This window comes from Caballeronia choica (genome assembly GCF_001544535.1).
Taxonomy (GTDB): Bacteria; Pseudomonadota; Gammaproteobacteria; order Burkholderiales; family Burkholderiaceae; genus Caballeronia; species Caballeronia choica.
Map to the genome: position 1 here is coordinate 1 of NZ_FCON02000045.1, position 22,204 is coordinate 22,204.

General features: G+C 64.7%; 22 protein-coding genes. 13 read left to right on the top strand and 9 right to left on the bottom strand.

Going from position 1 to position 22,204, the window contains the following annotated elements; all coding sequences use genetic code 11:
* Positions 1-585: 585 nt before the first annotated feature.
* The 3 genes from AWB68_RS20060 to AWB68_RS20070 form a co-directional block, all read right to left on the bottom strand.
* Complete coding sequence (locus tag AWB68_RS20060) at positions 586-1,350, bottom strand: DUF4410 domain-containing protein (protein WP_087646099.1); 765 nt, start codon at positions 1,348-1,350, stop codon at positions 586-588.
* Between the two features lie 225 nt (positions 1,351-1,575).
* Positions 1,576-3,021 (bottom strand): hypothetical protein, encoded by a 1,446-nt coding sequence (locus AWB68_RS20065; protein ID WP_087646100.1) that lies wholly within the window; start codon positions 3,019-3,021, stop codon positions 1,576-1,578.
* Between the two features lie 272 nt (positions 3,022-3,293).
* Positions 3,294-3,647 (bottom strand): DUF1428 domain-containing protein, encoded by a 354-nt coding sequence (locus tag AWB68_RS20070; RefSeq protein ID WP_087646101.1) that lies wholly within the window; start codon positions 3,645-3,647, stop codon positions 3,294-3,296.
* A gap of 230 nt (positions 3,648-3,877) precedes the next feature.
* On the opposite strand from AWB68_RS20070, the gene AWB68_RS20075 reads away from it, so the two are divergent.
* On the top strand, positions 3,878-5,893 hold the full coding sequence (locus tag AWB68_RS20075) for a VTT domain-containing protein (RefSeq protein WP_087646102.1): 2,016 nt from the start codon (positions 3,878-3,880) through the stop codon (positions 5,891-5,893).
* A gap of 131 nt (positions 5,894-6,024) precedes the next feature.
* Positions 6,025-6,984, top strand: coding sequence for a VTT domain-containing protein (locus AWB68_RS20080; RefSeq protein WP_160110035.1), 960 nt, complete (start codon positions 6,025-6,027; stop codon positions 6,982-6,984).
* 353 nt (positions 6,985-7,337) lie between these two features.
* On the opposite strand, the gene AWB68_RS20085 is transcribed toward AWB68_RS20080, so the two are convergent.
* Entirely contained in the window at positions 7,338-8,171 is an 834-nt protein-coding gene (locus tag AWB68_RS20085) for a class I SAM-dependent methyltransferase (protein WP_087646104.1), read from the bottom strand.
* Between the two features lie 149 nt (positions 8,172-8,320).
* The gene (locus AWB68_RS20090; protein WP_087646105.1) at positions 8,321-8,767 is read right to left on the bottom strand and encodes a GFA family protein; all 447 of its coding nucleotides are present in this window, start codon (positions 8,765-8,767) and stop codon (positions 8,321-8,323) included.
* Between the two features lie 160 nt (positions 8,768-8,927).
* Here AWB68_RS20090 and AWB68_RS20095 point away from each other — a divergent pair, with 160 nt between their 5' ends.
* The 4 genes from AWB68_RS20095 to AWB68_RS20110 all read left to right on the top strand — a co-directional run bounded on the left by AWB68_RS20095 (position 8,928) and on the right by AWB68_RS20110 (position 14,186).
* Positions 8,928-10,016, top strand: a complete 1,089-nt coding sequence (locus AWB68_RS20095) for an AraC family transcriptional regulator (RefSeq protein WP_087646106.1) — start codon at positions 8,928-8,930, stop codon at positions 10,014-10,016.
* Positions 10,017-10,123: 107 nt separating this feature from the next.
* Positions 10,124-11,170, top strand: coding sequence for a hypothetical protein (locus AWB68_RS20100; protein WP_087646107.1), 1,047 nt, complete (start codon positions 10,124-10,126; stop codon positions 11,168-11,170).
* A 184-nt stretch (positions 11,171-11,354) separates the two neighbouring features.
* Positions 11,355-11,741: a DUF427 domain-containing protein gene (locus AWB68_RS20105; RefSeq protein WP_087646108.1), complete on the top strand. Its 387-nt coding sequence runs from the start codon at positions 11,355-11,357 to the stop codon at positions 11,739-11,741.
* A 78-nt stretch (positions 11,742-11,819) separates the two neighbouring features.
* Positions 11,820-14,186, top strand: coding sequence for a DNA polymerase II (locus AWB68_RS20110; protein WP_087646109.1), 2,367 nt, complete (start codon positions 11,820-11,822; stop codon positions 14,184-14,186).
* A 33-nt stretch (positions 14,187-14,219) separates the two neighbouring features.
* Here the strand turns inward: AWB68_RS20110 and AWB68_RS20115 are convergent, their stop codons facing one another.
* Positions 14,220-15,203: a 2-dehydropantoate 2-reductase gene (locus AWB68_RS20115; RefSeq protein ID WP_087646110.1), complete on the bottom strand. Its 984-nt coding sequence runs from the start codon at positions 15,201-15,203 to the stop codon at positions 14,220-14,222.
* 97 nt (positions 15,204-15,300) lie between these two features.
* Between AWB68_RS20115 and nudC the strand changes: the two genes are divergently transcribed.
* The 3 genes from nudC to AWB68_RS20125 all read left to right on the top strand — a co-directional run bounded on the left by nudC (position 15,301) and on the right by AWB68_RS20125 (position 17,376).
* Positions 15,301-16,263 carry an NAD(+) diphosphatase gene (gene nudC, locus AWB68_RS20120; protein ID WP_087646111.1) on the top strand — a complete coding sequence of 321 codons (963 nt, stop codon included), beginning with the start codon at positions 15,301-15,303 and terminating at the stop codon, positions 16,261-16,263.
* A 214-nt stretch (positions 16,264-16,477) separates the two neighbouring features.
* Complete coding sequence (locus AWB68_RS48255) at positions 16,478-16,636, top strand: hypothetical protein (RefSeq protein WP_160110036.1); 159 nt, start codon at positions 16,478-16,480, stop codon at positions 16,634-16,636.
* 176 nt (positions 16,637-16,812) lie between these two features.
* Positions 16,813-17,376: a phasin family protein gene (locus AWB68_RS20125; RefSeq protein ID WP_160110037.1), complete on the top strand. Its 564-nt coding sequence runs from the start codon at positions 16,813-16,815 to the stop codon at positions 17,374-17,376.
* 95 nt (positions 17,377-17,471) lie between these two features.
* Here the strand turns inward: AWB68_RS20125 and AWB68_RS20130 are convergent, their stop codons facing one another.
* On the bottom strand, positions 17,472-17,912 hold the full coding sequence (locus AWB68_RS20130) for a response regulator (RefSeq protein WP_200828746.1): 441 nt from the start codon (positions 17,910-17,912) through the stop codon (positions 17,472-17,474).
* 33 nt (positions 17,913-17,945) lie between these two features.
* Here AWB68_RS20130 and AWB68_RS48260 point away from each other — a divergent pair, with 33 nt between their 5' ends.
* Together AWB68_RS48260 and AWB68_RS20135 are read left to right on the top strand one after the other, a co-directional pair.
* Positions 17,946-18,089 (top strand): hypothetical protein, encoded by a 144-nt coding sequence (locus tag AWB68_RS48260; protein ID WP_160110038.1) that lies wholly within the window; start codon positions 17,946-17,948, stop codon positions 18,087-18,089.
* On the top strand, positions 18,086-18,673 hold the full coding sequence (locus AWB68_RS20135; RefSeq protein ID WP_087646113.1) for a peroxidase-related enzyme: 588 nt from the start codon (positions 18,086-18,088) through the stop codon (positions 18,671-18,673). Before AWB68_RS48260 ends, AWB68_RS20135 begins: the two co-directional genes overlap by 4 nt.
* A gap of 12 nt (positions 18,674-18,685) precedes the next feature.
* Here AWB68_RS20135 and nhaR read toward each other — a convergent pair whose 3' ends face one another.
* Positions 18,686-19,579, bottom strand: coding sequence for a transcriptional activator NhaR (nhaR, locus tag AWB68_RS20140; protein WP_087646114.1), 894 nt, complete (start codon positions 19,577-19,579; stop codon positions 18,686-18,688).
* 130 nt (positions 19,580-19,709) lie between these two features.
* On the opposite strand from nhaR, the gene AWB68_RS20145 reads away from it, so the two are divergent.
* Together AWB68_RS20145 and AWB68_RS20150 are read left to right on the top strand one after the other, a co-directional pair.
* Entirely contained in the window at positions 19,710-20,018 is a 309-nt protein-coding gene (locus AWB68_RS20145; RefSeq protein WP_087646115.1) for a TFIIB-type zinc ribbon-containing protein, read from the top strand.
* A gap of 98 nt (positions 20,019-20,116) precedes the next feature.
* Complete coding sequence (locus AWB68_RS20150) at positions 20,117-20,623, top strand: CBS domain-containing protein (RefSeq protein WP_087646116.1); 507 nt, start codon at positions 20,117-20,119, stop codon at positions 20,621-20,623.
* A 134-nt stretch (positions 20,624-20,757) separates the two neighbouring features.
* Here AWB68_RS20150 and AWB68_RS20155 read toward each other — a convergent pair whose 3' ends face one another.
* On the bottom strand, positions 20,758-22,197 hold the full coding sequence (locus tag AWB68_RS20155) for a purine-cytosine permease family protein (RefSeq protein ID WP_087646117.1): 1,440 nt from the start codon (positions 22,195-22,197) through the stop codon (positions 20,758-20,760).
* Positions 22,198-22,204 lie beyond the last annotated feature (7 nt).

Below are 22,204 nucleotides of genomic sequence, written 5' to 3' on the forward strand. Positions count from 1 at the left end.
TCGGAGTGGTCCAACCGGGGGAGTGTCGTTAGCGGGGTTTCATCGTTGTTGGCATGTAGAAAAGGCGCGCACGTCGCACGGCGACAGGGAGTGGATCAGCAGTCATACATCCGTCCCGGCACTTCGTGCCCGACGACAGGTCTGCCAGGCGGTGATAAATAGAAACATGCGGTAAGCACGAACGTAGGACGTAGATATAGCGATGGGTTTCGGGTTTCAGTTTTGCCTGACGGGTGAGCGCGAAGCGCGAGGCTGGATGTATGACTGCTGGTCCACTTCGTATAGCGGTGCGATGCCCGTACCTCTTCTACATGCCAACAACGGGGAAACCCCGCTAACGACACTCCCCCGGTTGGACCACTCCGACATAACGGTCTAGCGGGGCATGGCAAGGATTTGCGTTGGAAAGCTGCTTTCTTTGCTTACTTTCTTTGCAGCAGCAAAGAAAGTGAGTCCCGCCCCGGACAGGGGCAGAGCAAATAAACCAAAAACAAAACGAGTTCCATAGGAGCACAAGCGCATCAAACGGTGTAACCCCAAACCACCCCCGATCCCAAGCGCCAGCGACCCCCCCCACGCCCCCCATCAACCCTTGATGCGGCTCGCCGACATCCACCCTTCCGACACGCCGACCTCGGCAATCTGCTTCGCGATGGAATCGCCAAGGTGCTTGGCGTCCGCCGACACGCCGGCGCGCTTCGTCTCGCTGACGCCATGCAGACCGACGCCCAACGCAGCCGAGGTCGCCACATGCCCGACCGCCGCTCCGACGCCGGCTGTCTCCGCGACGCCCGGTGCCTTGCCGCTGTCGGCGCTTGCATCGAAACTCTGCACGAGTTGCGGGACGCCGCCGGCCGGCTTGTAGATCAATTGCACCGATGTGCTGACCTCGCTCTTGCCGGCGCCCAAGCCGATCAGCGTGCGGCGGCGGCGATTGCCGGCATCGATCGCGTCGAAGTTGCCCGTGACCATCAGCACGTTCTCGTTCGCCGGCGCCGGCACGTTCGAACGGATCGCGGGCAGGCCCATCGCCTGCAATTTCGCCACGATTTCGTTTGCCACTTCCTCGCGCACTTCGGCGGCGTCGGCGGATTGTTGCTCGGCGGCGGACGTGCCCTCGATATGCGCCTTCATCTTCTGCATCATGCCGCTGTCGAGCTTGACTTCATCGGCGGAGCTCTCGAACGTGTAGACATAGATGTTGTCCGGCCGCGCTTGCGGCTGGGCCGAATATTGGGCGGCGCTCGCGCCGGTGCCGGCGCATCCCGTCAGCAATACGGAACTCAGAGCCAGCACTGCGGAGATACGACGCACAGCCTTGCCACCAAAGACATTATTCGAAGCAAACATGTTCACCCTTTTACCGACACACCCGTGTCGCCACCATGATCAAACGTATCGTCCGATGATCCAGAACATCGCGAATCCGTTGCGTGGGGGCGATGTCGTTCATGCGTGATACTCCTTGGCCGGGGCGCTTTTCGTTCGTGCTCCAGCAACAGAGGCGAGTATGGGCGAGCGGTCCCGCGAACTCCATTCAACAATTATTTCGCGGCATGTCACGGGCGGGCGGCCTTATGCGGCGGGGCTTGCGGCGGGGTTTGCAACGGGATTGGCCATCGGGGTCGCCACAGTGGCCGGGCCGGCAACGGCATCCCTCAACGGCCCCATCTTCGACAGCATCTTCGTGTACTCCTCGCACGCGATCTGCCGGAACTTCATCTGCACGAGTTCGAGCGGGATGTCCTTGTCGCCGTCGGCGATGAGCCGGGTGCGCGCGGCCTGCGTCGCGACCTCGAACGCCTGGCCGTCGCTTTCGCGCTTCACGAGATCGCAGATGGGACCGGCATCGGCCAGACCGAGGGGGATCAGTTCGCGCGCCCGGTCGCCGAGATGGCGCCGCACGATCGCCTGTCCGCCGAGGCGGATCACGAAGCGAAACGGCAGGCCGGTGCGGATCGCGAGCAGCACCGGGTCCGACGCCGCGACCTGCTCGACCGAATAAACGCCTTCGGACAGAAAGAGTCCGGCGACGGGCGTCGTCACGCCGGTCAGCATCAGCAACTGGTCGCCCTGTTCTTCGGGATTGGCCTGCGAGATCGACGGCGGATAGGCAAGACGCCGGATCTGCTTGAGCAGGACGTCGACGGGCAGCATCGCGACGGCGAACGCGAACACCGGCTTCAGGCCATCGCTGCCGGGCGCCTGCGCGAACAGCGTGGCGATGGGCAGCGCGAGGAACGCACGCAGCGCGTACCAGTACACGTCCGACACGTTCAGCGAGCGGCGCCGGATGCTGATCACGGCGTCGCTCACGGCGAACATGTAGGCACCCGCGATCGCGCTGATGACGAGTTGCGCATCGGCGCCGAAGAAGTATCCGGTACAGGTGGACGACGGGCCGCCGCATGCGCGCAGCGGCGCGAGCACGACGGCCTCCACATAGGTGATCACCACGAGCAGCAGGATGGGCGGGAGGTACGAGCAGAGTCCGAACTGCTCGTGATAGATGTCCTCGAACACCTTGCCGCTCACGCCGGCGTGGCGCGCTTCGAGCGCCTTCCACGTATCCTCGGCGCCGAGCGCTTCCTCGGTGGGCCGCTCGGCCGACGGGCCCGCGTAGATCTCGGCGAGCAGCCGCGCCGACCAGAAGCGCCGGAGATAGGCGAAGAGCGCGCCGTCCTGCAGGCTGTTGCGGAACTCGTCGAGGCGGGCGAACCAGCCGCGCGTGAGGAAGCCGATGAACGGCGCGGCGACGAGCGTCGAGGCGATCGCGGCCAGCAGGATCGCAACGACGAAGTCATCGGGCGCGACGAGTCCGCGCAGGGTGTCGCCATTCGCCGGCGACTTGCCGACGAGTTCCCACAGCCATGCGCGCACGCTTTCGGCCGTGCTGCACGGAATCCGCGCGCCACACGCGCCCGGCGGCATCAGGAGCCAAAGGATGATGCCGCCCGCCACGTTGACGACCAGCACGAAGGTCCAGAGCAGCACCGACCTGCCTTTCGGGCCGGTGCGCATGACCGGGGTTCGCGCCGCTTTTCGTGGCGATGCGGACCGGCGATTCGGTGCTCTGTCCGCAAAACTGGTCGACACGCGCTGCATCACGTTGTCCGAAGGCATGGTTTCCTCCCGCCGCCCGAGATTCGCGTCCCGCTGACGCGAAACAAGTTGGCGCAGTTATCCCATGACGACGGCCTTCGCACATCCCCGCAGACGGATGCCTACCAACGGCCGGTGGCCGTTGTGCAGCGCATCGAAACGGATCGATCGGTACGGAATGCTTGCTACATTTACTCGTCAACGATCACTTCGAATCCGCCATAGATCAGGCGTTTTCCGTCGAAGGGCATCGGGTTGGTCTCGGGTTTCACGCGAGGGTCGGCCATCACGGCTTTCATGCCTTCGTCGCGTATCGTGCGCGACGGCCACACGATCCACGCGAACACGACCACTTCATCGTCGCCGCGCTTTACGGCCATAGGAAACGATGTGAGCGTGCCTTCGGGGACGTCGTCGCCCCAGCACTCGACGACCTGCAATGCGCCGTTCTCCTTGAAGATGGCCGCTGCGTCCCGGGCATACTTCGTGTATATCTCGCGACTGGCGACGGGGACCGCTGCGACGAATCCATCGACGTAATTCATGAACCACCTCCGGTACGGGTTAAGGGGGAACGGGCGCGGAATGTGCGCTTCCCATCTGCACGACGAATGGCGCAGCCGCGAATCGACAAAACGAGGGGTTGGGTCGCGAAAGGCGGAAAATAGGCGGCGTCAGGCGCAGAACACATAGACCACAAAGAACTCAAAGTTTCATGAAAGCCTGAGCGCATCAAACGGTGTAAATATCAAGCGCCAGCGAACGGAGCCCCTCAATGGAGCATGCCTATTTCAAGTTGCTGCACATGCTGTCGGGGCATCCCGAATGGGCTCTCGTGGTCGTCGCGCTCGCGGCGCTGCTCGAATCGGTCGCATTCATCGGAACGTTCATCCCCGGCAGCACGGCGATGTTCGTTGCCGGCGCGCTGATCGGCACGGGCACGCTCAATCTCGGCTGGGTATTCGTCTGCGCGATCGTGGGCGCCGTCGCGGGCGATGCCGCGAGCTACTGGTTCGGCGCGCGCTACAAGGAAAAGATCAGGCAGGTGTGGCCGTTCCGCACGCATCCCGGCGTGCTCGCCGCAGGCGAAAAGTACTTCGAGCTGCACGGTGCAAAGAGCGTCGTATCGGCACGCTTCCTGCCGCCGCTGCGGGCGATCGTGCCGGTCGTCGCGGGCATGCTCGGCATGGCGCCGGGGCGCTTCCTCGTAATCAACATCCTCTCCGCGCTGTTGTGGGCGCCCGTGCACATCCTGCCGGGCGTCGTGTTCGGCGCGTCGATCGAACTGGCCGGGGCGGTGTCGTTCCGTCTCGTCGTGGTCGTGGCGATCGTCGCGGTGGCGGCGTGGCTTACGTATAACATCATCCGCATCGCGGTGTCGCACGCGCGCTCGTGGACCATCACGTCGCGCGAGCGGCTGCTGGCGTGGGGCCAGCACCATCCGGGCCGCGCGGGCCGCGTCGTGCTCCGCATGCTCAACCCGGAAAGCACGGCGACCGGGCTCATCGCGACGATCTCGTTGTTCCTGCTGGTGTCGGCAGGTGTGTTTTTCTCGACGCTCGAGGACATCGCTCACGGCGATCCGATCGTGCAGGTCGACATGTCCGCGTACCGGTTCCTGCAGTCCTTCCGCTCGACCTGGGCCGACGACGTCCTCTCGATCTTCTCGACCTTCGGCAGCCTGCCCACGCTCGCGGCGCTCGTCGTGATGGTGATCGCGTGGATGGCCGTCGAGCGGCGCTGGCGCACAATCGCGTACTGGCTCGCCGCCGTGGTGTTCTCGCAAGTGCTGGTCCTCGCGATCCAGCTTGCGACGCGGCATCTGCCGCTCGGCGCTCTGGCCTCGGACGCGCGCGCTTTCCCGAGCAACCACGTTGCGGCGACGGTCGTCATCTACGGCTTCCTGGGGTTCCTGGTCGAACGGCGCGTCGGCACGGTGTCGCGGGTGGTGGTCGCCGTGGCGACCGTCGGGGCCGTGACGGCCGTCACGCTCGCGGGCCTTTACTTCAATCGCTTCATGCTTTCCGACGCCCTCGGCGGCGCGGCGCTCGCGGCGATCTGGGTCTTCCTCGTCGCGCTGACGGCCGTGTGGCGGTATCCGCAAAAGCCGCCCGCGCGGCCGTTCTTGCCGGCGGCGGTGCTGGCCGTGGTCAGCGCCGCCGTCGCGGCTCAACTCGCGACCGGGCGCGTGTTCCCGACGGCCGAGGGCGCGCAGCGTCCCGGTGTCGTCGTCGTGACGCCCGCGCAATGGACCGACAAGATCTGGCGAACTTTTTCGTGCTATCGGTCGAACATGGAGGGCGACCGGCGCGAGCCGATCACCGTGCAGTGGACTGCCACCGCCGAGCAGATCAGGACGCAGCTCGAAAGCCGCGGGTGGAGCGAGGGCTCGCAACTGTCGGCGCGAAGCCTGCTCTCGCTGGTGTCGCCGAACGTCACGGCGACCGCGCTGCCCGTGCTGCCGAAGCTGAACAACGGCGAGCCGTCGCGCCTCGAATTCGTGCGTTCGCACGCCGGTGCGGACGAGCGCGACGTGCTGCGCTTCTGGCCGACGCAGTACGCCGTCGAGCGCCAGGACGGCGCGCCCGCGACACCGATCTGGCTCGGCTCGCTGGTGCACGAGCGCTTGCGCCGGCCGTCGTGGCCGTTCAACGTGCTGCGTCCGACCAAAGTGGTCGAACCGATGATTTCCGAATATGGTGAGAGTTCGCCGTGGCGTGACATCGAAGTGGCGCGCAGCACGAGCTGCGAGGGCGTGCGCGTGGCGCTGATCGCTTCGCGGGCACAGTGAATCGGGCAGTGAATCAGGCAGTGAATCAGGCAGTGAAGCGCGCGCAGCACGCGACAGCGCGAACCGCGCGCCGCGTGCAACAATGAAATCAGCAGCGGGGCGCAGGCCCGGAAGTTCGAGGAGTGCAGCAAGTGATACACGTAACGCCTGCGGCGATCACGGCTTGGGGCGCCGAGGCCGTCTTCGCGAATGTCCTTCTGACGCGGCTCGGCGTGCCGGTGCTCGTGCTCGCGGGCTCGGCGATCGCGCACGGCACGCTTTCGTTCACGCATGTCCTGCTCGCGGCGGTGCTCGCGGCGCTGATCGGCGACGGCGTGTGGTTCACGGCGGGCCGCATCTACGGGCGTCCGCTCATCAACCGGCTCGCCCGCTTCTCGCTCTCGATCGACTCCAGCGTGCAGACGACGCGCGCGCTCTTCGAGCGTTTTGGTGCGCCGATCATGGCGATGTGCAAGTTCGTCCCGGGTCTCGCGCTGATCACGCCGCCGCTGATGGGCACGACCCGCATCGAGGTAAAACTTTACGCGATCTGGGACGCGATCGGCGTATTCGCGTGGGCCTCGTTCTGGCTGCTCGGCGGCGCGCTCTTCAGCAGGCAACTCGCGCTGCTGGTGCACACGGTGGAGCAGCACGGCGCGACGGTCGTCGACGTGCTCGTGGCGCTCGCGCTCCTCTATCTCGCGTATCGATACGTGCGGCGCTGGCGCCTGCGCCGATGGCTCGATCACCTGACCATCTCGGCGGAACAACTCGACGGCATGATGCGTTCCGGCGCGCCGCCCGTGGTGCTCGACGCGCGTCTCGCGAGCGCCGTCAGCCAGGAGCCGTACCGGATTCCCGGCGCCTTGCTGCTCGACTTGAACGCCCCGGAGACCGTGCGTCCGGCGCTGCTGGAGCGCGAGATCGTCGTGTATTGCGTGTGTCCGAACGACGTGACCGCGAAGCTGGTTTGTCGCCGGCTGCGCCGCGAGGGCTTCATGAATGCGCGCGCGCTCAAGGGCGGCCTCGACGCGTGGACCGCGCATGGCTATGCGGTCGAGCCGGTGCCGTTGCACGCGGATACGCTGACGCCGGTGTTCGCGCGGTCGTAGCGTGGGCTGTGATACCGGCTTTTGCTTTATAGCTCCACGGGCACTGCTGTTTGATCGAGCGAAGCGGAGACGACCTCGGTTTTCAAGCCGCCGTTCTGTTCAGTTTCGAGACCTGACTCGTTCCGACCCGAAGACCAACGGCGCGGCAATCGACAATGCCACGACCGAAACCGAACACGGACGAAATCCAGGAGCGCCGGAACGAAGTAGATAAGCAGCGTTGTCATGACGTCAATGACCAAAAGGCCGCCTTCTTCGCAAAACTGCTGCAAAGAAGGCGGCTGCCAACGAGGGTCGCGCCAGCAAGTCGGCGCGACGCAAATGGAAATATCGCGTGGCGATACTGAGCGCTTCTATTTCCGTTCGATCACGACTTCCAGATATTCGCTTGGCAACACCAGCGTGCCGTCGCCCGAGCGATTGCGGCTGTCGATCAGCGCCGCCAGATCGTGCATGAACGCCGCCTGCCGTTCGCCTTCGAGCGCGGCGAACGCCTTGTTCATCGGCCCGTAGTAAGTGCGGAAAACTTCTACCCAATGTGCCGGCGACCGGTAGCGGAATGTGAATTCGCGGCTCGTCGCGATGATGTCCCACGCGCGCTCGCCGAACAGTTCCGCGAGGCGCTCCTTCGTGCCCCACAGCGCCGGTGACTTCACACCCTGCGGCGGCGGAATGTATTTGCCGATGGTTTTGAACACCTGTCCGATGAAACTCTCCGGCGTCCAGTTCGCGAGCCCGATGGTGCCGCCGGGCTTGCAGACGCGCGCGAGTTCGCTCGCCGCTTTCTCCTGATTCGGCGTGAACATCACGCCGAAGGTGGACATCACCACATCGAATGACGCATCCGGGAAGGGCAGCGCTTCGGCATCGGCTTCCTGGAATTGCACTGGCAAACCTTCGGCTTCGGCGCGCGCCCGGCCGGCGTCGAGCAGCGACGACACGTAATCGGTCGACGTCACGTCGCAGTAGCGGCGCGCTGCCGCGAGCGTCGCGTTGCCGTTGCCCGCGGCGACATCGAGCACGCGGCTGCCGGCGCGCAGGTCGAGCGCTTCGCAGAGGTTCTCGCCGACGATCTGCAGCGTGGTGCCGACGACGGCATAGTTGCCCGTCGACCAGGCGGCCTGTTGACGGACCTTGACGGCTGCGAGATCGGCGGCGGGGGAGAAAGCGGTTTCGACTGCGGACATGGCGATGCTCCTGAGAGAGGCGAGTGGCAGCGATGCGGACGCATCATGGGCGCTGCCTGTTGTAGTGCCGCTTACAACTTGTGCTCCCCGGATACCCGCGCGGCGAGCGGGCGAAAGGCCACACCGTGGCCGGGAGCGCGTCGGACGACTTACTCGGCGACCGTGACCCCCGAGCCGCCCATTTCCTTCGGAAGATCCTGCATCTTTGGCAGTCCGTCCTTCATCGGCAGCCTCGATTCCGGGTAGTGGACGTGCACGCACGCCTCGTAGGGGAAGTCGGGGATGACCGCGGCATAGACGTCGGTGAGTCCAAGGCCCGGGTGCTCGGTGAACAGATGGCCGCCGCAGGTCCTGCACCATTTGCGATAGCTGTGCGGCGTCTTGTTGTAAGTGCCGACATGCTCCGCGCCGCGCGTGATCCTGACCGCGTCCGGCTTCCATAGCGTGAATGCGTTGACGGGTCCCGCCGACCAGCTTCGGCACGAGTCGCAATGGCAATACCCCATGCCTGCGGGCGTGCCACTGACCTTGAACTGAACCTCCCCGCAAAAGCACTGCCCGTGATACGCGCGCTGTTCGCCGTTTGCTTCACTCATGACGTGTCTCCTCGATGGTTGACTGCCGCGTCGTCCGCGCCCCGGTTCATGCGTTGTTGCGGATTCGCGTGAGTGCTAGTATCAGCGCGACGGTTGTATCAATGAATGACCAGGCGTCCAGATCTTTTCTCCGGGACGCCTGAACTGGCGGGCGCTCTTCATGGATGCTTTATCAGACGTCCTTCGCGTCGTGCGGCTCGGCGGCGCGGTGTATCTGAACGGTGACTTCACCGCGCCCTGGTGCCTGTACGGCCAGGCCGACGCGGCGTTGTGCGCCGCGTTCCTGCCGCGCGCGGAGCGCGTCGTCTCCTATCACCTGATCACCGAAGGAAGCTGCTGGGCGAGCCTCGCAGACGATCCCGCGTCGGCGATTCGCGTCGATGCCGGCGAGTTGCTCGTCGTGCCGCAAGGCGAGGCGCACCTGATGGGCAGCGCACTCGATCTCGCGCCCGCGCCCACGGGAGAACTGCTCTCGAGCCAGCTCGAAGCGACGCCCGGCCAGGTGATGAAGCTGAGCTACGGCGGCGGCGGGGCGCGCACACGGCTCGTCTGCGGCTTTCTCGCCTGCGACGATACGTTGAGCAATCCGGTGCTCGTTTCGCTGCCGCGCATCTTCAAGATCGACATGCGCAACGACCCGCGCTCGGCGTGGCTCGAATCGTCGTTGCAATTCGCGGCGGCTGAAGCAGCCGAGTGGCGCGTGGGAAGCGCGATCGTGCTCGCGCGGCTGTCCGAACTGCTGTTCGTGGAGGCGGTGCGCCGCTGCATCGACGCGTTGCCCGCCGATCGCCGTGGCTGGCTCGCGGGCGTGGGCGACCGCTTCGTCGGCCGGGCGCTCGCGATGCTGCATGCGCAGCCCGCGCATTGCTGGACCGTCGACGAACTCGCGCGCAAGGCGGGCCTCTCGCGCTCGGCGCTCGCGCAGCGCTTCACGCAACTGCTCGGCCAGCCGCCGATGCAGTATCTCGCGCGCTGGCGTTTGCAGGTCGCGGCGCAGGAACTGCTGGGCGGAAGCAAGTCGCTGGCGGCGGTGGCGGAGTCGGTCGGCTACGAGTCGGAAGCGGCATTCAATCGCGCGTTCAAGCGGGAGTTCGGCATGCCGCCGGCCGGCTGGCGCAGGAACCACGGCAAGGCGGATAACAGCGATCCGGTGTCTGATTCGCACGGTGCGGGAAGCGCATCCGGCATGGCCGACGCAGCCGCTGCACCGCCCGCCATCGTCCAGCCGACGGCCTTGCCCGCTGCGTGAAATGCCGTGACATAAGTTTGAAGCAGACCGCGGCGCCCCGTTCTTTTATAGTCCTTTCCGTCGCCACGACGCAGCGCGCGAGTGGCCAGAACCGCGAAGGACACCCCGTGAAAAACGCATCGTCTGTCACCCCGAACGCCGCCGCCGCAACGACCGCGTCCGCCCGCATCACCCTGCGACACCTCATGCTCGCCGCAGCGGCCGCTGTGTTTGCGCTGGTAAGCGCACCGGCATCGGCAGGATGGGCGCAGCATGGCACGGCGTACACGTCCCGCGGCACGTATAACGGCGCGCACTACGGCGCTTGCAGCGGCGGAAGCTGCTCGCATGCGGGCGGTGTCGCAGGCCCTTACGGCGGCTTCGCCAGCAACACCGGTACCGTGACGCGCAACGCACCGGGCCAGTTCTCGAACTCCGGCACCGCGACGGGCCGCTACGGCAACTCGGTCCAGCACGCCGGCGACACGAGCTGCGCGGGCGGCACCTGCTCCCACAACGGCAACCTCACCGGCCCCGATGGCAAGACCGCCACCACCGACGGCTCCGTCACGCGCACCGCGCCCGGCCAGTATTCGTCGTCGGGGACGATCAACGGCTCGAACGGCAACACCGTCAGCCACTCGGCATCGACGAATTGCGCCGGCTCGACCTGCTCGCGCTCCGGCACTGTGACCGGCAACGACGGCGGCACCGTCAACCACTCTGGCAGCGCGACGCGCGTCGCGCCGGGCGTCGTGACGACGTCGAGCAGCGTGACCGGCGTGCACGGCACCACGGTGACGAACAGCGGCACGGTGGTGACGAGCAGCGTCACGGCCGTGGGCGTGAGCACGGGAGCGGTCGTGGTCGTGCCGCCGCCGGCTGTGTATGTGGCACCGCCCCCGCCGTCGACAACGGTCGTGGTTGCGCCGCCGCCGGCTGTGTATGTGGCACCGCCCCCGCCGTCGACAACGGTCGTGGTCGCGCCGCCGCCGGCTGTCTACGTGCCGCCGCCCGCGCCGCCCGCAACAGTCGTGGTCGCGCCCCGGCCCGTTGTCTATGTGCCGGCGCCTCCGCCGCCGCATGTGGTGTATGTCGCGCCGGCGCCGCGTCGCGCCGTGTGGGTGCCCGCGCACTGGATCGGACGCGTGTACGTGCCCGCTCACTGGGCCTGAAGTCAGCCCGAAGCGGCCTGAAACACGCCGCGATTATTCGGTTGAATCGACATGTCTGTTCTGTTCGGAGGCGTTTTTCCGCAGCGTGTGATGAACTAGCATCGACGTACGGTTTGCCGATTCCGGTAATCCGGTCGCACGAGCAGTTCAAGTCACGCTGACGCACCTTCAGGAGCCGAATCGAATGCAGACGCAAACCAGGGTCAAACGAATTCCCGGGCCCGACCACCCGATCGACATCGCGCCGACGCAGTCACGCGTCGTGGTGAAGCTGGCGGGCCGCGTGATCGCGGATACGCACGACGCCCTCACGCTGCGCGAGGCGTCGTACCCGCCGGTGCAGTACATTCCGCGCAAGGACATCGACATGTCCCTGTTCGAGCGCACGGCGCACCAGAGCTATTGCCCCTACAAGGGCGAGGCGGCTTACTACAGCGTTCCGGCGGGCGGCGAGCGCGCGATCAATGCCGCGTGGACCTACGAGGCGCCGTATGAAGCGGTTGCCGAAATATCGGAGCACCTAGCGTTCTATCCCGATCGCGTCGATCCGATCGAAGTGATAGCCGGTTGAGACCCTGGCTGACGCCCCGGGCCGGAGCCGGATCGAAAGTAAAATGATGCGATCGCATCGGCTTTCGAAGGCATCGGCTTGAATCAGGCACAACAGGGTTTTCTTCTGACCCGTCATTGGCGCGACACGGCCGCTGGGACGGAGGTCGGGTTCTGGCTCGCCACCGACAGCGGTCCGCAACGCATCCGGCTCACGCCGCAACCGTCGGTGGCGTTCATTCCGGCCGCGCAGCGCGAGCGCGCGGAATCGATTATCGGCGGCGCGCGTTCCGTCGAACTTCGGCCGCTTCCGCTTTGCGACTTCCAGCATCGCCCGGTTCTCGGGCTCTATTGCCAGCAATACCGGCAGTTGGCCGGCCTTGAAAAGGCGTTGAAGGAGGGCGGCATCCAGGTGTATGAAGCCGACATCCGGCCGCCTGAGCGCTACTTGATGGAGCGCTTCATCACCGCGCCGGTTTCGTTCAGCGGCACGCCGAACGGCGACGGTCCGCTGCTCGACGCGGAAATGCGGCCCGCGCCCGACTATCGGCCGCGCCTCGCGGTGGTGTCGCTCGACATCGAAACGAGCGAGCGCGGCGACCTGTACTCGATCGCGCTCGAAGGATGCGGCGCGCGGCAGGTCTACATGCTGGGCTCGCCGAATGGCGACGACGCGCCGCGCGACTTCGACCTCGAATATGTCGCGACGCCCGCACAACTGCTGGAGCGGTTCATCGACTGGATCAGGCGCCACGACCCCGATGCGATCATCGGCTGGAACCTCGTGCAGTTCGACCTGCGCGTGCTGCAAAAGGAAGCGGAACGCTACGGCGTCGCGCTGCGTCTCGGCCGCGACGGCAGCCTCGTCGAATGGCGCGAGCACGGGCTCAAGCAGAATCATTTTTTCGTGTCGGTGGCGGGGCGCCTGATCATCGATGGCATCGAGGCCCTGAAATCCGCGACCTGGAGTTTTCCGTCGTTCAGCCTCGAATACGTGGCGCAGGCGCTGCTGGGCGAGGGCAAGTCGATCGAGAGCCCGTATCAGCGGATGGACGAGATCAATCGCCGCTTCGCCGAAGACAAGCCCGCACTCGCGCGCTACAACCTGCACGACTGCGAACTCGTCACGAAGATCTTCGCGAAGACCGAGTTGCTGACCTTCCTTCTGGAGCGGGCCACGGTCACCGGACTGGCGGCGGATCGCAGCGGCGGGTCGGTGGCCGCGTTCACGCACCTGTACATGCCGCGCATGCACCGCGTGGGTTTCGTCGCGCCGAATCTCGGCGATGTGCAACTCGAGTCGAGCCCTGGCGGCTTCGTGATGGATTCGAAACCCGGCCTCTACGATTCGGTGCTGGTGCTCGACTACAAGAGCCTGTATCCGTCGATCATCCGCACGTTCGTGATCGATCCGGTCGGACTGGTGGAAGGCATGCGTCATCCCGATGATCGCGATTCGGTGCCGGGCTTCCTCGGCGCGCGATTTTCGCGCAGCCGGCACAGCCTGCCGGCGATCGTCGGCCAGGTGTGGGAAGGGCGTGAAGCGGCGAAGCGCCAGCAGAACAAGCCACTGTCGCAGGCGCTCAAGATCATCATGAATTCGTTCTACGGTGTGCTGGGATCGAGCGGATGCCGCTTCTTCGATCCGCGTCTCGCCTCGTCGATCACGATGCGCGGACACGAGATCATGCACCGCACGCGCGAGCTGATCGAGGGCGCGGGCTATCAGGTCATCTACGGCGACACCGACTCCACCTTCGTGTGGCTCAAGCATGCGCACACGGAAGACGAAGCGCAGCGGATCGGCCGCACGCTCGTCGAGCGGGTCAATGGCTGGTGGCGCGAACATCTTCAGCAGGAGTACGGTCTCGCTAGCGCGCTGGAACTCGAAGTCGACACGCACTACCGGCGCTTCCTGATGCCGACGATTCGCGGCGCGGAGCAGGGCAGCAAGAAGCGCTACGCGGGGTTAACCGTCGATGCTCACGGCGCCGACGAAATGGTCTACAAGGGACTCGAATCGGTGCGCACCGACTGGACGCCGCTCGCCCAGCAATTCCAGCAGCAGCTTTATCTGCGTATCTTCAAGCGCGAGCCGTATCAGGATTTCGTGCGCGATTACATCGACCGCACGCTTGCCGGCGAGTTCGATGAACTGCTTGTATATCGCAAGCAGCTTCGCCGGCGACTCGGCGACTATCAGCGCAACGTGCCGCCGCATGTGCGGGCGGCGCGACTCGCGGACGAATTCAATCGCGGGCAGAATCGGCCGCTGCAATATCAGAACGGCGGCTGGATCAGCTACGTGATGACGATTGCCGGACCTGAGCCGGTAGAGGCGCAGCGCGCGGCGATTGACTACGAACACTACCTGACGCGCCAGCTTCAGCCGGTGGCAGACGCGATCCTGCCGTTCCTGCGCGATGATTTCGCGAGTCTCATGACGGGGCAGAAGGAATTGTTCTAACGTGGATTTGGCGGCTAGAACCTTGGGGTCGCCTCAATCCGCCGGATACAGCCCCAACGTCCGCGCCTGCAGCCGCGCCAGCCCGAACAGTGCATTCGAGAAGGGCGTCGGCACCCCGGTCATCCGCCCCAACTCGCAGACAGCCGCAACCAGCGCATCCAGCTCGACCGAGCGTCTCGCCTCGACGTCCTGCAGCATCGACGTCTTGATCGCGCCGAGCTTCAGCGTCACCGCGTGGCGGTCGGCGGGCTGCTGCGCGATCGGAATGCCAAAACGCGCGCCGATTTCCTTGGCCTCCAGCATGATGTTCGTGACGAAATCGCGCACCAGTTCGTCGCCGAGAATGCGATCCGTGGTGGCGCCCGTGATCGCGCTGATGGGGTTCATCGTCATGTTGCCCCACAGCTTGAACCAGACCTCGCGCTGGATCTGATCCGACACCGATGCGTCGAAGCCCGCTTCCTTCAGCAGCGCGCAAAGCCGGTTCACGCGCTCGCTCGGACGGCCCGACGCTTCGCCGATGATGAGCCCGCTGCCCTGATGGTGCCGGATCACGCCGGGCGCGTCGGTCCGGCAACTCGCATGCACGACGCAACCGATCGTCTGCGCGCCCGGAATCGCCGCGGCGATCACGCCAGCCGGATCGACCGAGGCGAGTCGCTTGCCGGCGAACTCGCCCGCCAGGCCGTCGCAGAACCACCACGGCACGCCGTTCATCGCCGTAAGAACCACCGTATCCGCGTTCAGCAACGGTGCAATGCGTTCGGCCACCGACGCCATCGACGGCGCCTTGACCGCGACCACCACGAGATCGTGCGGCCCAAGAGCCGCTGGCTCGTCGCTCGTGCGCACGTTCACGGCATGGGTCGTATCGCCTTCCACGAGCCGCAGTCCCTGTTGCGAGAGCGCGGCGAGCGTCTCGCCGCGCGCGACCACGCTCACCTCGTGGCCCGCCTGGGCCAGCTTCACGCCGATCCATCCGCCGATCGCGCCCGCCCCGTAAATGCATGCCTTCATCGTCTCGCTCCTCGTTTCCTGTCGATGCGCTTACCCGCAACATCGAACGTGTCATGGTAAGTTTCTAGCTGCGCGAATCGTACCCAAAAATACTTCCATGCCCCTTCCAGATCAGTCCACTGCCATCGGCTTTACGTTCAACCCGCTCGACCGCCGCTCGCAGCAACGCGACGACGAAGCATTCGTCGAGCGGCTTCGCCACGATCCGTCCACCCGGTTTGTCGTTTTCACCGCGGACGTTCCGGTGTTCAAGGCGGGCGCCGGGCGCGACATCCTGTTCTCCGCGAACGAAGCGGCGCAGTTCGGCGAGCCCATCCAGGCCGTGTTCCTCGGGCAAGGAGAGAGCGAACGCAACGGCGAAGGGCCGGCGCTTTTCGCGCTCGGGTTCGACAAGGCCGCGACCGAAGCGCCCGCGCTTGCCGCGCAATTCGAGCCGGTCGACCTGCGTTCGATCGCGATGCGTGGCCTCGTCGCGCCTGCGTTGCTTGGCGCGCTCGGACAAGCAAAGGCGATGCTCGACTGGCACCGTCGCCATCGCTTTTGCGCGAACTGCGGCGAGCCGAGCCGCTCGACGTCGGCCGGCTGGCGGCGTTCGTGCGACGCATGCGGCACGCAGCACTTTCCGCGTGTCGATCCGGTCGTGATTATGCTCGCCATCGACGGCGACCGGTGTCTCCTCGGCCGTCAGCGCCAGTTTGCACCCGGCATGTATTCGGCGCTCGCCGGTTTCGTCGAACCGGGCGAGACGGCCGAGGACGCGGTGTGCCGCGAAGTGCTGGAGGAGGCCGGCGTGCACTGTTCCGGCGTGACTTACTTCGCGACGCAGCCTTGGCCGTTTCCGTCGTCGCTGATGATCGGTTGCTTTGCGCGCGCCGACGACACGGAGATCGTCGTGGACACGACCGAACTCGAAGACGCGCGCTGGTTTTCGCGCGCCGAGGTCAAGGCGATGCTCGCGGGCACGCACGCCGACGGCCTCTCGGTGCCCAAGCCCTTCGCGATCGCGCATCATCTCCTGCGTGCTTTCGCCGAGAATGGAGCCGCCGTACTGCGCGCTTGACATGCGCATCATCGCGGTCGCGGATCTGCTCGTCGGCGCGGCGGTGCCATTCGGCACCGCACCGGAAACGACCGAACGATCGTTGGCGCAGACGGCGCAAGCGATCCATCGAAACTAGTCAGGATCGCTACTAATCGGACGATCTTTTCCTGATCGTCCATTCATCGGCAAAGAGTGCGTATCTCACCGGTTACTCCAAAGCCGGGAACGCCGCATGCTGCATCACCTCCGAAGTTCCTTTCCAGCGCGACCGTTCAAACCGACGAACGCGGCGATCGACGTAACCCACGTTATCCGCCTCGCTTCGGAATTTTCAACACGCATCCAACAACGCAATGCATGCGCGGAACTCGATGCCGGTGTGATCGTCTGAACCGGCAGCGGCATCATCCGTGCACTCGCGCCACATCGGTGCGATTCGTGCACGAGCGGTGCAGTCGTTCACCAAGCGGACATCATATCGGCGTTAACGTAGGCAGCATTCGAAGATGTTTCACATCGCAGTCTCCAACCCTATCGAGCGCACGCTCGACATCACAGGAGCAGTCAATGTTTCCTTATTCCGCACAACCGTTTTCATCGATTGCCAAGGCCAATCTCGCTGCGTTCCTGAGCGTTTCAGGACGATTCGCGAGCGGCGTCCAGCAACTCACGGAACTCAACATTCAAACCGTCAAGACCGTCATCGACGAAAGCAACTCGCTGCTGCGGGCAGGCGAGGAAGCAAGCCCCGGCGACGTGCTCGGATGGCAGTCCATCATGCTCGCGCAGTTGCCGCAGAAGGCGGCGTCGTATGGGCGGCACTTCCTGTCGATCATCACGTCGACCGAGGCCGATATCGTCAGCGATGTGCGCAGCCAGTACGAGCGCACCGGCAGCGACGTGAAGAACGCGCTGGATTCAGCGGCGCAAGAAGTGCAATCGGCGGCCGAGACTCAGGGCGCGATCATCTCCGATGTCACCGATACCATGGCCGGCGCGGCAGAGGAGAACACGAACGTCATTCTCGACGCGAGCGGTGACCTCGCGCGCAAGACGTTCGATGCAGGCGCGCAGGCGACCGATATCGCCGAGGCTGCAACGGCCAGGGCGAAGTCGGCTGCCAAGCGCTGATATGCGTCGATGAGTTTGAGTGAGCGTGAGGCCCGTGGCCGCGACACAGTCGGCCACGGGCCTTGCCCATTTCGTCAACTGCGCGTCATGTGGCGCTACGCATCCGGTTGCTGAAGAAAATACTGCTCCAGCACCTTGATGATGCGCCCCGGCTCGGTCGGCTTTACAAAGTAGGCGTCGAAACCGGTGCGCTGCGAGCGTTCCCAGTCCGCGTAATCCGAAGAACTCGTGTGCGCCATGAGCAACATTGTCGGGTCGGCTGCGCGGATCACCTCGGCGGCTTCCCAGCCGTCGCCAAGCGGCATCGTCAGGTCGAGCAGCACGGTGGCCGGCCGCCATTTGCGCGCGACGCCGACCGCATCGAGCCCCGTATGCGTCGCGCGCACCACGAATCCCGCATCTTCGAGGGCCAGCACCGTGGCGCGCGTGGCGCTGATGTCGTCGTCGGCGATCAGCACGCGCCGTTCGTCGGTCGGCGACGCCACTTGCCGGATGCGCCAGATCGTTTCTCGCGGAGTGCGTTCGTAAGGTTCCATTTATCGTTATTGCGCAAGGTATTGAGTTGGCGAATGCTGCATGACAGCAAACGTCGTACCGCGCCGCGTTTTCTTCGGGAAAATGCGAAGGCGAAGCGCAAGATTGAAAGCGTTCAGCCGCTGGCAGCAAGCCGCTACAATCGCCGGATGCTTTCCTACAACGGAGACAGCCGATGACAATCACCCCGCCGATCAGCCGCTACCCGGTGCCCGATCCCGACGCTTGGCCCGACGACATCCGCTCACGCATCCTCGAAGTGCAGGAAAAGGCCGGTTTCGTGCCTAACGTGTTCCTCACGCTTGCGCACCGGCCTGACGAATTCCGCGCGTTCTTCGCGTACCACGATGCGCTGATGCTCAAGGAAGGCGGTCTTACCAAGGGCGAGCGCGAGATGATTGTCGTCGCGACGAGTGCGGTGAACGAATGCCTCTACTGCGTCGTCGCGCATGGTGCGCTCCTGCGCATCTACGAGAAGAAGCCGCTGCTCGCCGAGCAGGTCGCTGTCAATCATCGCAAGGCGGACATCACCCCACGGCAAAGGTCCATGCTCGATTTCGCGTTGAAGGTATGCACCGCGTCGGGCAGCGTCGAGGAAGCGGACTTCGCGGCGCTGCGCGAGCAGGGTTTCTCCGACGAGGACATCTGGGACATCGCCGCGATCACCGCATTTTTCGGCTTGTCGAACCGGATGGCGAATGTGATCTCGATGCGTCCCAACGACGAGTTTTACCTGATGGGCCGCGTGCCGAAAGCGTCGTGATGCGAACCGCGGCTAGCCGCTGAAAAGCTCGCTGCGAGCCGCGCTCAGGATCGACGCAATCGCGGGGTGGCTGACGCGCCGCTCGATCGAGATGGAAAAGAACTCCTCGACGATCGTTTCGATATGACCGACCGCGCGCAGCCCATGCTCGCGCTTCAACTGCGCGGCGAGCACGGTGGGCGCGAACAGCACGCCCCTGCCTTCGCGTCCGAACGCGATGGCAAGCGCGCTGTCGTCGAACTCGCCGACGATGCGCGGCGACACTCCGCACGACTTCAGCCAGTGATCGAGCTTGCGCCGCACGGCGGAGTCGGTGCCCGGCAGCAACACCGGCATGTCCTCGAGCGACGCCGGGAAATCGCGAGCGGCGCGCGTCACGAGCGACTTCGGCGCGAAACAACTGAGCGTCGAGCCGCCCAGCGGATGATTGAACGCCTTCACGTTGACGTCGGAAGGAATGGGCGCGTCCGCGATGATCATGTCGAGGCGATGCACCGCGAGTTGCGACAACAGCGCATGCAACTTGCCTTCATGACATATCAGCCGTAGCGAGTCGGAACGGTTCAACGCCGGTTCGAGCAGCCGGTACGCCACGGCCTTCGGCACCGAGTCCGCGAGCCCGACGCGCAATTGCGTCTGCGCGGCCGCCTGGTCGCGCTTGACCGCGCTTTCCAATTCGGCCCCGAGCGAAAAGATTTCATCGGCGTAGTCCAGGGCAAGACGGCCCGCGTCGGTCACTTCGAGATTGCGCCCGCTCTTTCTGAAGAGCTTCTTGTCGAGTGCTTCTTCCAGCAACTTGATCTGGCCGCTCAGCGTTTGCGGCGTGATGTGCAACTGCGCGCCGGCCCGCGCGAGGCTTCCTGCGCGGGCGGAAACCCAGAAATAGTACAGGTGCTTGAAGTTCAAGGCGGTCTCCGTCGGCAATGTGCATCATTCGGTTTTCTCGAATGAAACCGATGAAAAATACGAGTTTTATATCACACGCAACTTCGCTACATTGGTGTCTACTGTAGGCAATATGAAAGGAGCCACCGATATGAAGTGTCCTGTCTGCAAGACGCCCGACCTGCTGCTGAGCGAGCGGGAAGGCATCGAGATCGACTATTGCTCGACCTGCCGCGGTATCTGGCTGGATCGCGGCGAGCTGGACAAGTTGCTGGTGCGCATGGAGAACGCCGCGCCGGCTCGCCGCGACCACGCGCGTGAAGCGCATGGCGGGAACAACGGCCGCGATCGTCACGACGAGTGGCGCTCGGACGGTCATTCACACGACGGCCATCGCGGCCGCCATCATTCGGACAGGAAGAAAAAGTCGCTGCTCGGCGACCTGTTCGATTTCGGCTGAGCGCGCGCCCAAAAGGATGAAGTCCGGTTTCAGGTTGAGTGCAACATCCCGGCTGCCGGCCTGTGTCCGGCGGCGGGACATCGATACGGAGTCACGCAATGGCAACTGTCAGGCAATTGTTGAGTGCGAAGGCCGATGCATCGGTTTATACGATCGATGCCGCAGCGAGCGTCTATGACGCGATCGCGATGATGTCGAATCACGGCATCGGCGCGCTGGTGGCCACGGCGGGTACGGCTGTCCGCGGCATCGTGACCGAACGCGACTATGCGAGGAAGGTGGTGCTGCAGGACAGGTCGTCGAGGAGCACGCCGGTTGCGGAAATCATGTCGCGGGCGCTCCGTTACGTTCGGCCGGGGCAGACCACCGACGAATGCATGGCGTTGATGAATGAACAGCGCATCCGCCATCTGCCGGTGATCGATGGCGGGCAATTGGTGGGGATGGTGTCGATCGGCGATTTGGTGAAGAACCTCATCGAGGAGCAGCAGTTCGCCATCGATCAACTGGAGACGTATGTGCGGGGTGAGCATCATGATGCGCGCACGACGGCGCTCACGCGGCGGGCGTCGCTGCCGCATGCGTTTGCGATGGGCTTATCGTAGCGCGGTGACCGACCGCGAGACCTCCCCGCTGTGTGCTCGGCGTTCGCCATAGCGTAGCGGCCGAATGACAATTGAAGCAACCTTGCAGCCTCCGACCACAACTCGGAGGCTGCGTCGCATCTACTCGATAACAACTACGAACCCTCGGCCTCGGAGAGACCAACCTCAATCACATTTGCACGCTCGCGCTGCGCCGCCCGAGCCTTGCGAGTGACGACGTAGTACACCAGACCGGGCGCGAACAGCCCGACGATCCACGAGATATCCACCCCGTCCAGGCGTGCCGCAAATGAGCCGGTGTAGAAGCCCGTCGAAAGAAACGGCATCTGGACCAGCACGCCAAACACATACACGGCAATGCCCTGCACGTTCCAGCGTCCATAGCGGCCGTCTGGATCGAACAGTGCGGGCACGTCATAGCGTTCCCTCGTCACACAATAATAGTCGACCAGATTGATCGCGCTCCACGGCGTGAAGAAGGCGAGCAGGAACAGCAGGAACGCCGAGAATTCCTTGAGAAACGCATGATGTCCGGCAAGCGCGAGCCCCGTCGAGAGGCCCACCATCACGATGACGAAGCACAAACGCATGCGGCCCGAAATCGCCCGCTTGCCGCCGAAGCCCGTCGTGATTGCGGCAACCGACATAACGCTCCCATACGCGTTGAGCGTGGTGATGGTGAGCTTGCCGAGCGCTATCGTGAAGTAGAGCAGCGCGGCGACCGTCCCCGTTGCGCCGAGTCCGACGATGAACGACACCTCGTGCCCCGCGAAATGATCGCCGGCAAGCGCGGCCGCGAACACGCCGAAGACCATCGCAATCTGCGCGCCGAGCACGGAGCCGACACCGACCGCAAGGAAGGTCTTGAGCGCGGAAGTCGACTTCGGCAGATAGCGCGAGTAGTCGGCCACATAAGGTCCGTAGGCGATCTGCCACGACGCCGACAGCGACATCGCCAGCAAGAACGATCCCACGGTGAAACGCTTGTTGTCGAGCAGCGCTCCGATATCGTGTCCGTGCAGCAGGCTCGCGAAGAGATAGAGAAACGCGAGCACGCCGACGACGCTCGACACGCGCCCCATCACGTGGATCGTGCGATAGCCGAGCACGGTCAGCACGACGATCAGCGCGGCGAACACGAGAATGGCGGTAGTGTTGTCCACCTGCAGCAACTGTCCGATCGCCTGGCCCGCGAGCACCGTGCCGCCCGCTGAAAAGCCCACGTACATCACGCAGACGAGCGCGAGCGGAATGATCGCACCGTACACGCCGAACTGCACGCGGCTGGAGATCATCTGCGGCAGCCCGAGTTGCGGTCCCTGGGCGCCGTGCAGCGCCATCACGGCACCGCCCAGCACCTGTCCGATCAGAAGGCCGACCAGCGACCAGAACACGTCGCCGCCCAGCACGACCGCGAGTGCGCCGACCACTACCGCCGTGACCTGCAGATTGGCGCCGAGCCAGAGCGTGAACTGGCTGAACAGGCTGCCGTGCCGTTCGGCCTCGGGGATGTAATCGATCGAACGGTGCTCGATGAGCTTGCTTCCTTTGGTACGCGAATCAGAGGTGTTCATCCGTGTC

Coding starts and splice junctions, on each gene's coding strand:
- AWB68_RS20060 (WP_087646099.1), bottom strand. CDS start 1,350: ATGTTTGCTTCGAATAATGTCTTTGGTGGCAAGGCTGTGCGTCGTATC.
- AWB68_RS20065 (WP_087646100.1), bottom strand. CDS start 3,021: ATGCGCACCGGCCCGAAAGGCAGGTCGGTGCTGCTCTGGACCTTCGTG.
- AWB68_RS20070 (WP_087646101.1), bottom strand. CDS start 3,647: ATGAATTACGTCGATGGATTCGTCGCAGCGGTCCCCGTCGCCAGTCGC.
- AWB68_RS20075 (WP_087646102.1), top strand. CDS start 3,878: ATGGAGCATGCCTATTTCAAGTTGCTGCACATGCTGTCGGGGCATCCC.
- AWB68_RS20085 (WP_087646104.1), bottom strand. CDS start 8,171: ATGTCCGCAGTCGAAACCGCTTTCTCCCCCGCCGCCGATCTCGCAGCC.
- AWB68_RS20090 (WP_087646105.1), bottom strand. CDS start 8,767: ATGAGTGAAGCAAACGGCGAACAGCGCGCGTATCACGGGCAGTGCTTT.
- AWB68_RS20095 (WP_087646106.1), top strand. CDS start 8,928: ATGGATGCTTTATCAGACGTCCTTCGCGTCGTGCGGCTCGGCGGCGCG.
- AWB68_RS20105 (WP_087646108.1), top strand. CDS start 11,355: ATGCAGACGCAAACCAGGGTCAAACGAATTCCCGGGCCCGACCACCCG.
- AWB68_RS20115 (WP_087646110.1), bottom strand. CDS start 15,203: ATGAAGGCATGCATTTACGGGGCGGGCGCGATCGGCGGATGGATCGGC.
- nudC (WP_087646111.1), top strand. CDS start 15,301: ATGCCCCTTCCAGATCAGTCCACTGCCATCGGCTTTACGTTCAACCCG.
- AWB68_RS48255 (WP_160110036.1), top strand. CDS start 16,478: ATGCTGCATCACCTCCGAAGTTCCTTTCCAGCGCGACCGTTCAAACCG.
- AWB68_RS20125 (WP_160110037.1), top strand. CDS start 16,813: ATGTTTCCTTATTCCGCACAACCGTTTTCATCGATTGCCAAGGCCAAT.
- AWB68_RS20130 (WP_200828746.1), bottom strand. CDS start 17,912: ATGGAACCTTACGAACGCACTCCGCGAGAAACGATCTGGCGCATCCGG.
- AWB68_RS48260 (WP_160110038.1), top strand. CDS start 17,946: ATGCTGCATGACAGCAAACGTCGTACCGCGCCGCGTTTTCTTCGGGAA.
- AWB68_RS20135 (WP_087646113.1), top strand. CDS start 18,086: ATGACAATCACCCCGCCGATCAGCCGCTACCCGGTGCCCGATCCCGAC.
- AWB68_RS20145 (WP_087646115.1), top strand. CDS start 19,710: ATGAAGTGTCCTGTCTGCAAGACGCCCGACCTGCTGCTGAGCGAGCGG.
- AWB68_RS20150 (WP_087646116.1), top strand. CDS start 20,117: ATGGCAACTGTCAGGCAATTGTTGAGTGCGAAGGCCGATGCATCGGTT.
- AWB68_RS20155 (WP_087646117.1), bottom strand. CDS start 22,197: ATGAACACCTCTGATTCGCGTACCAAAGGAAGCAAGCTCATCGAGCAC.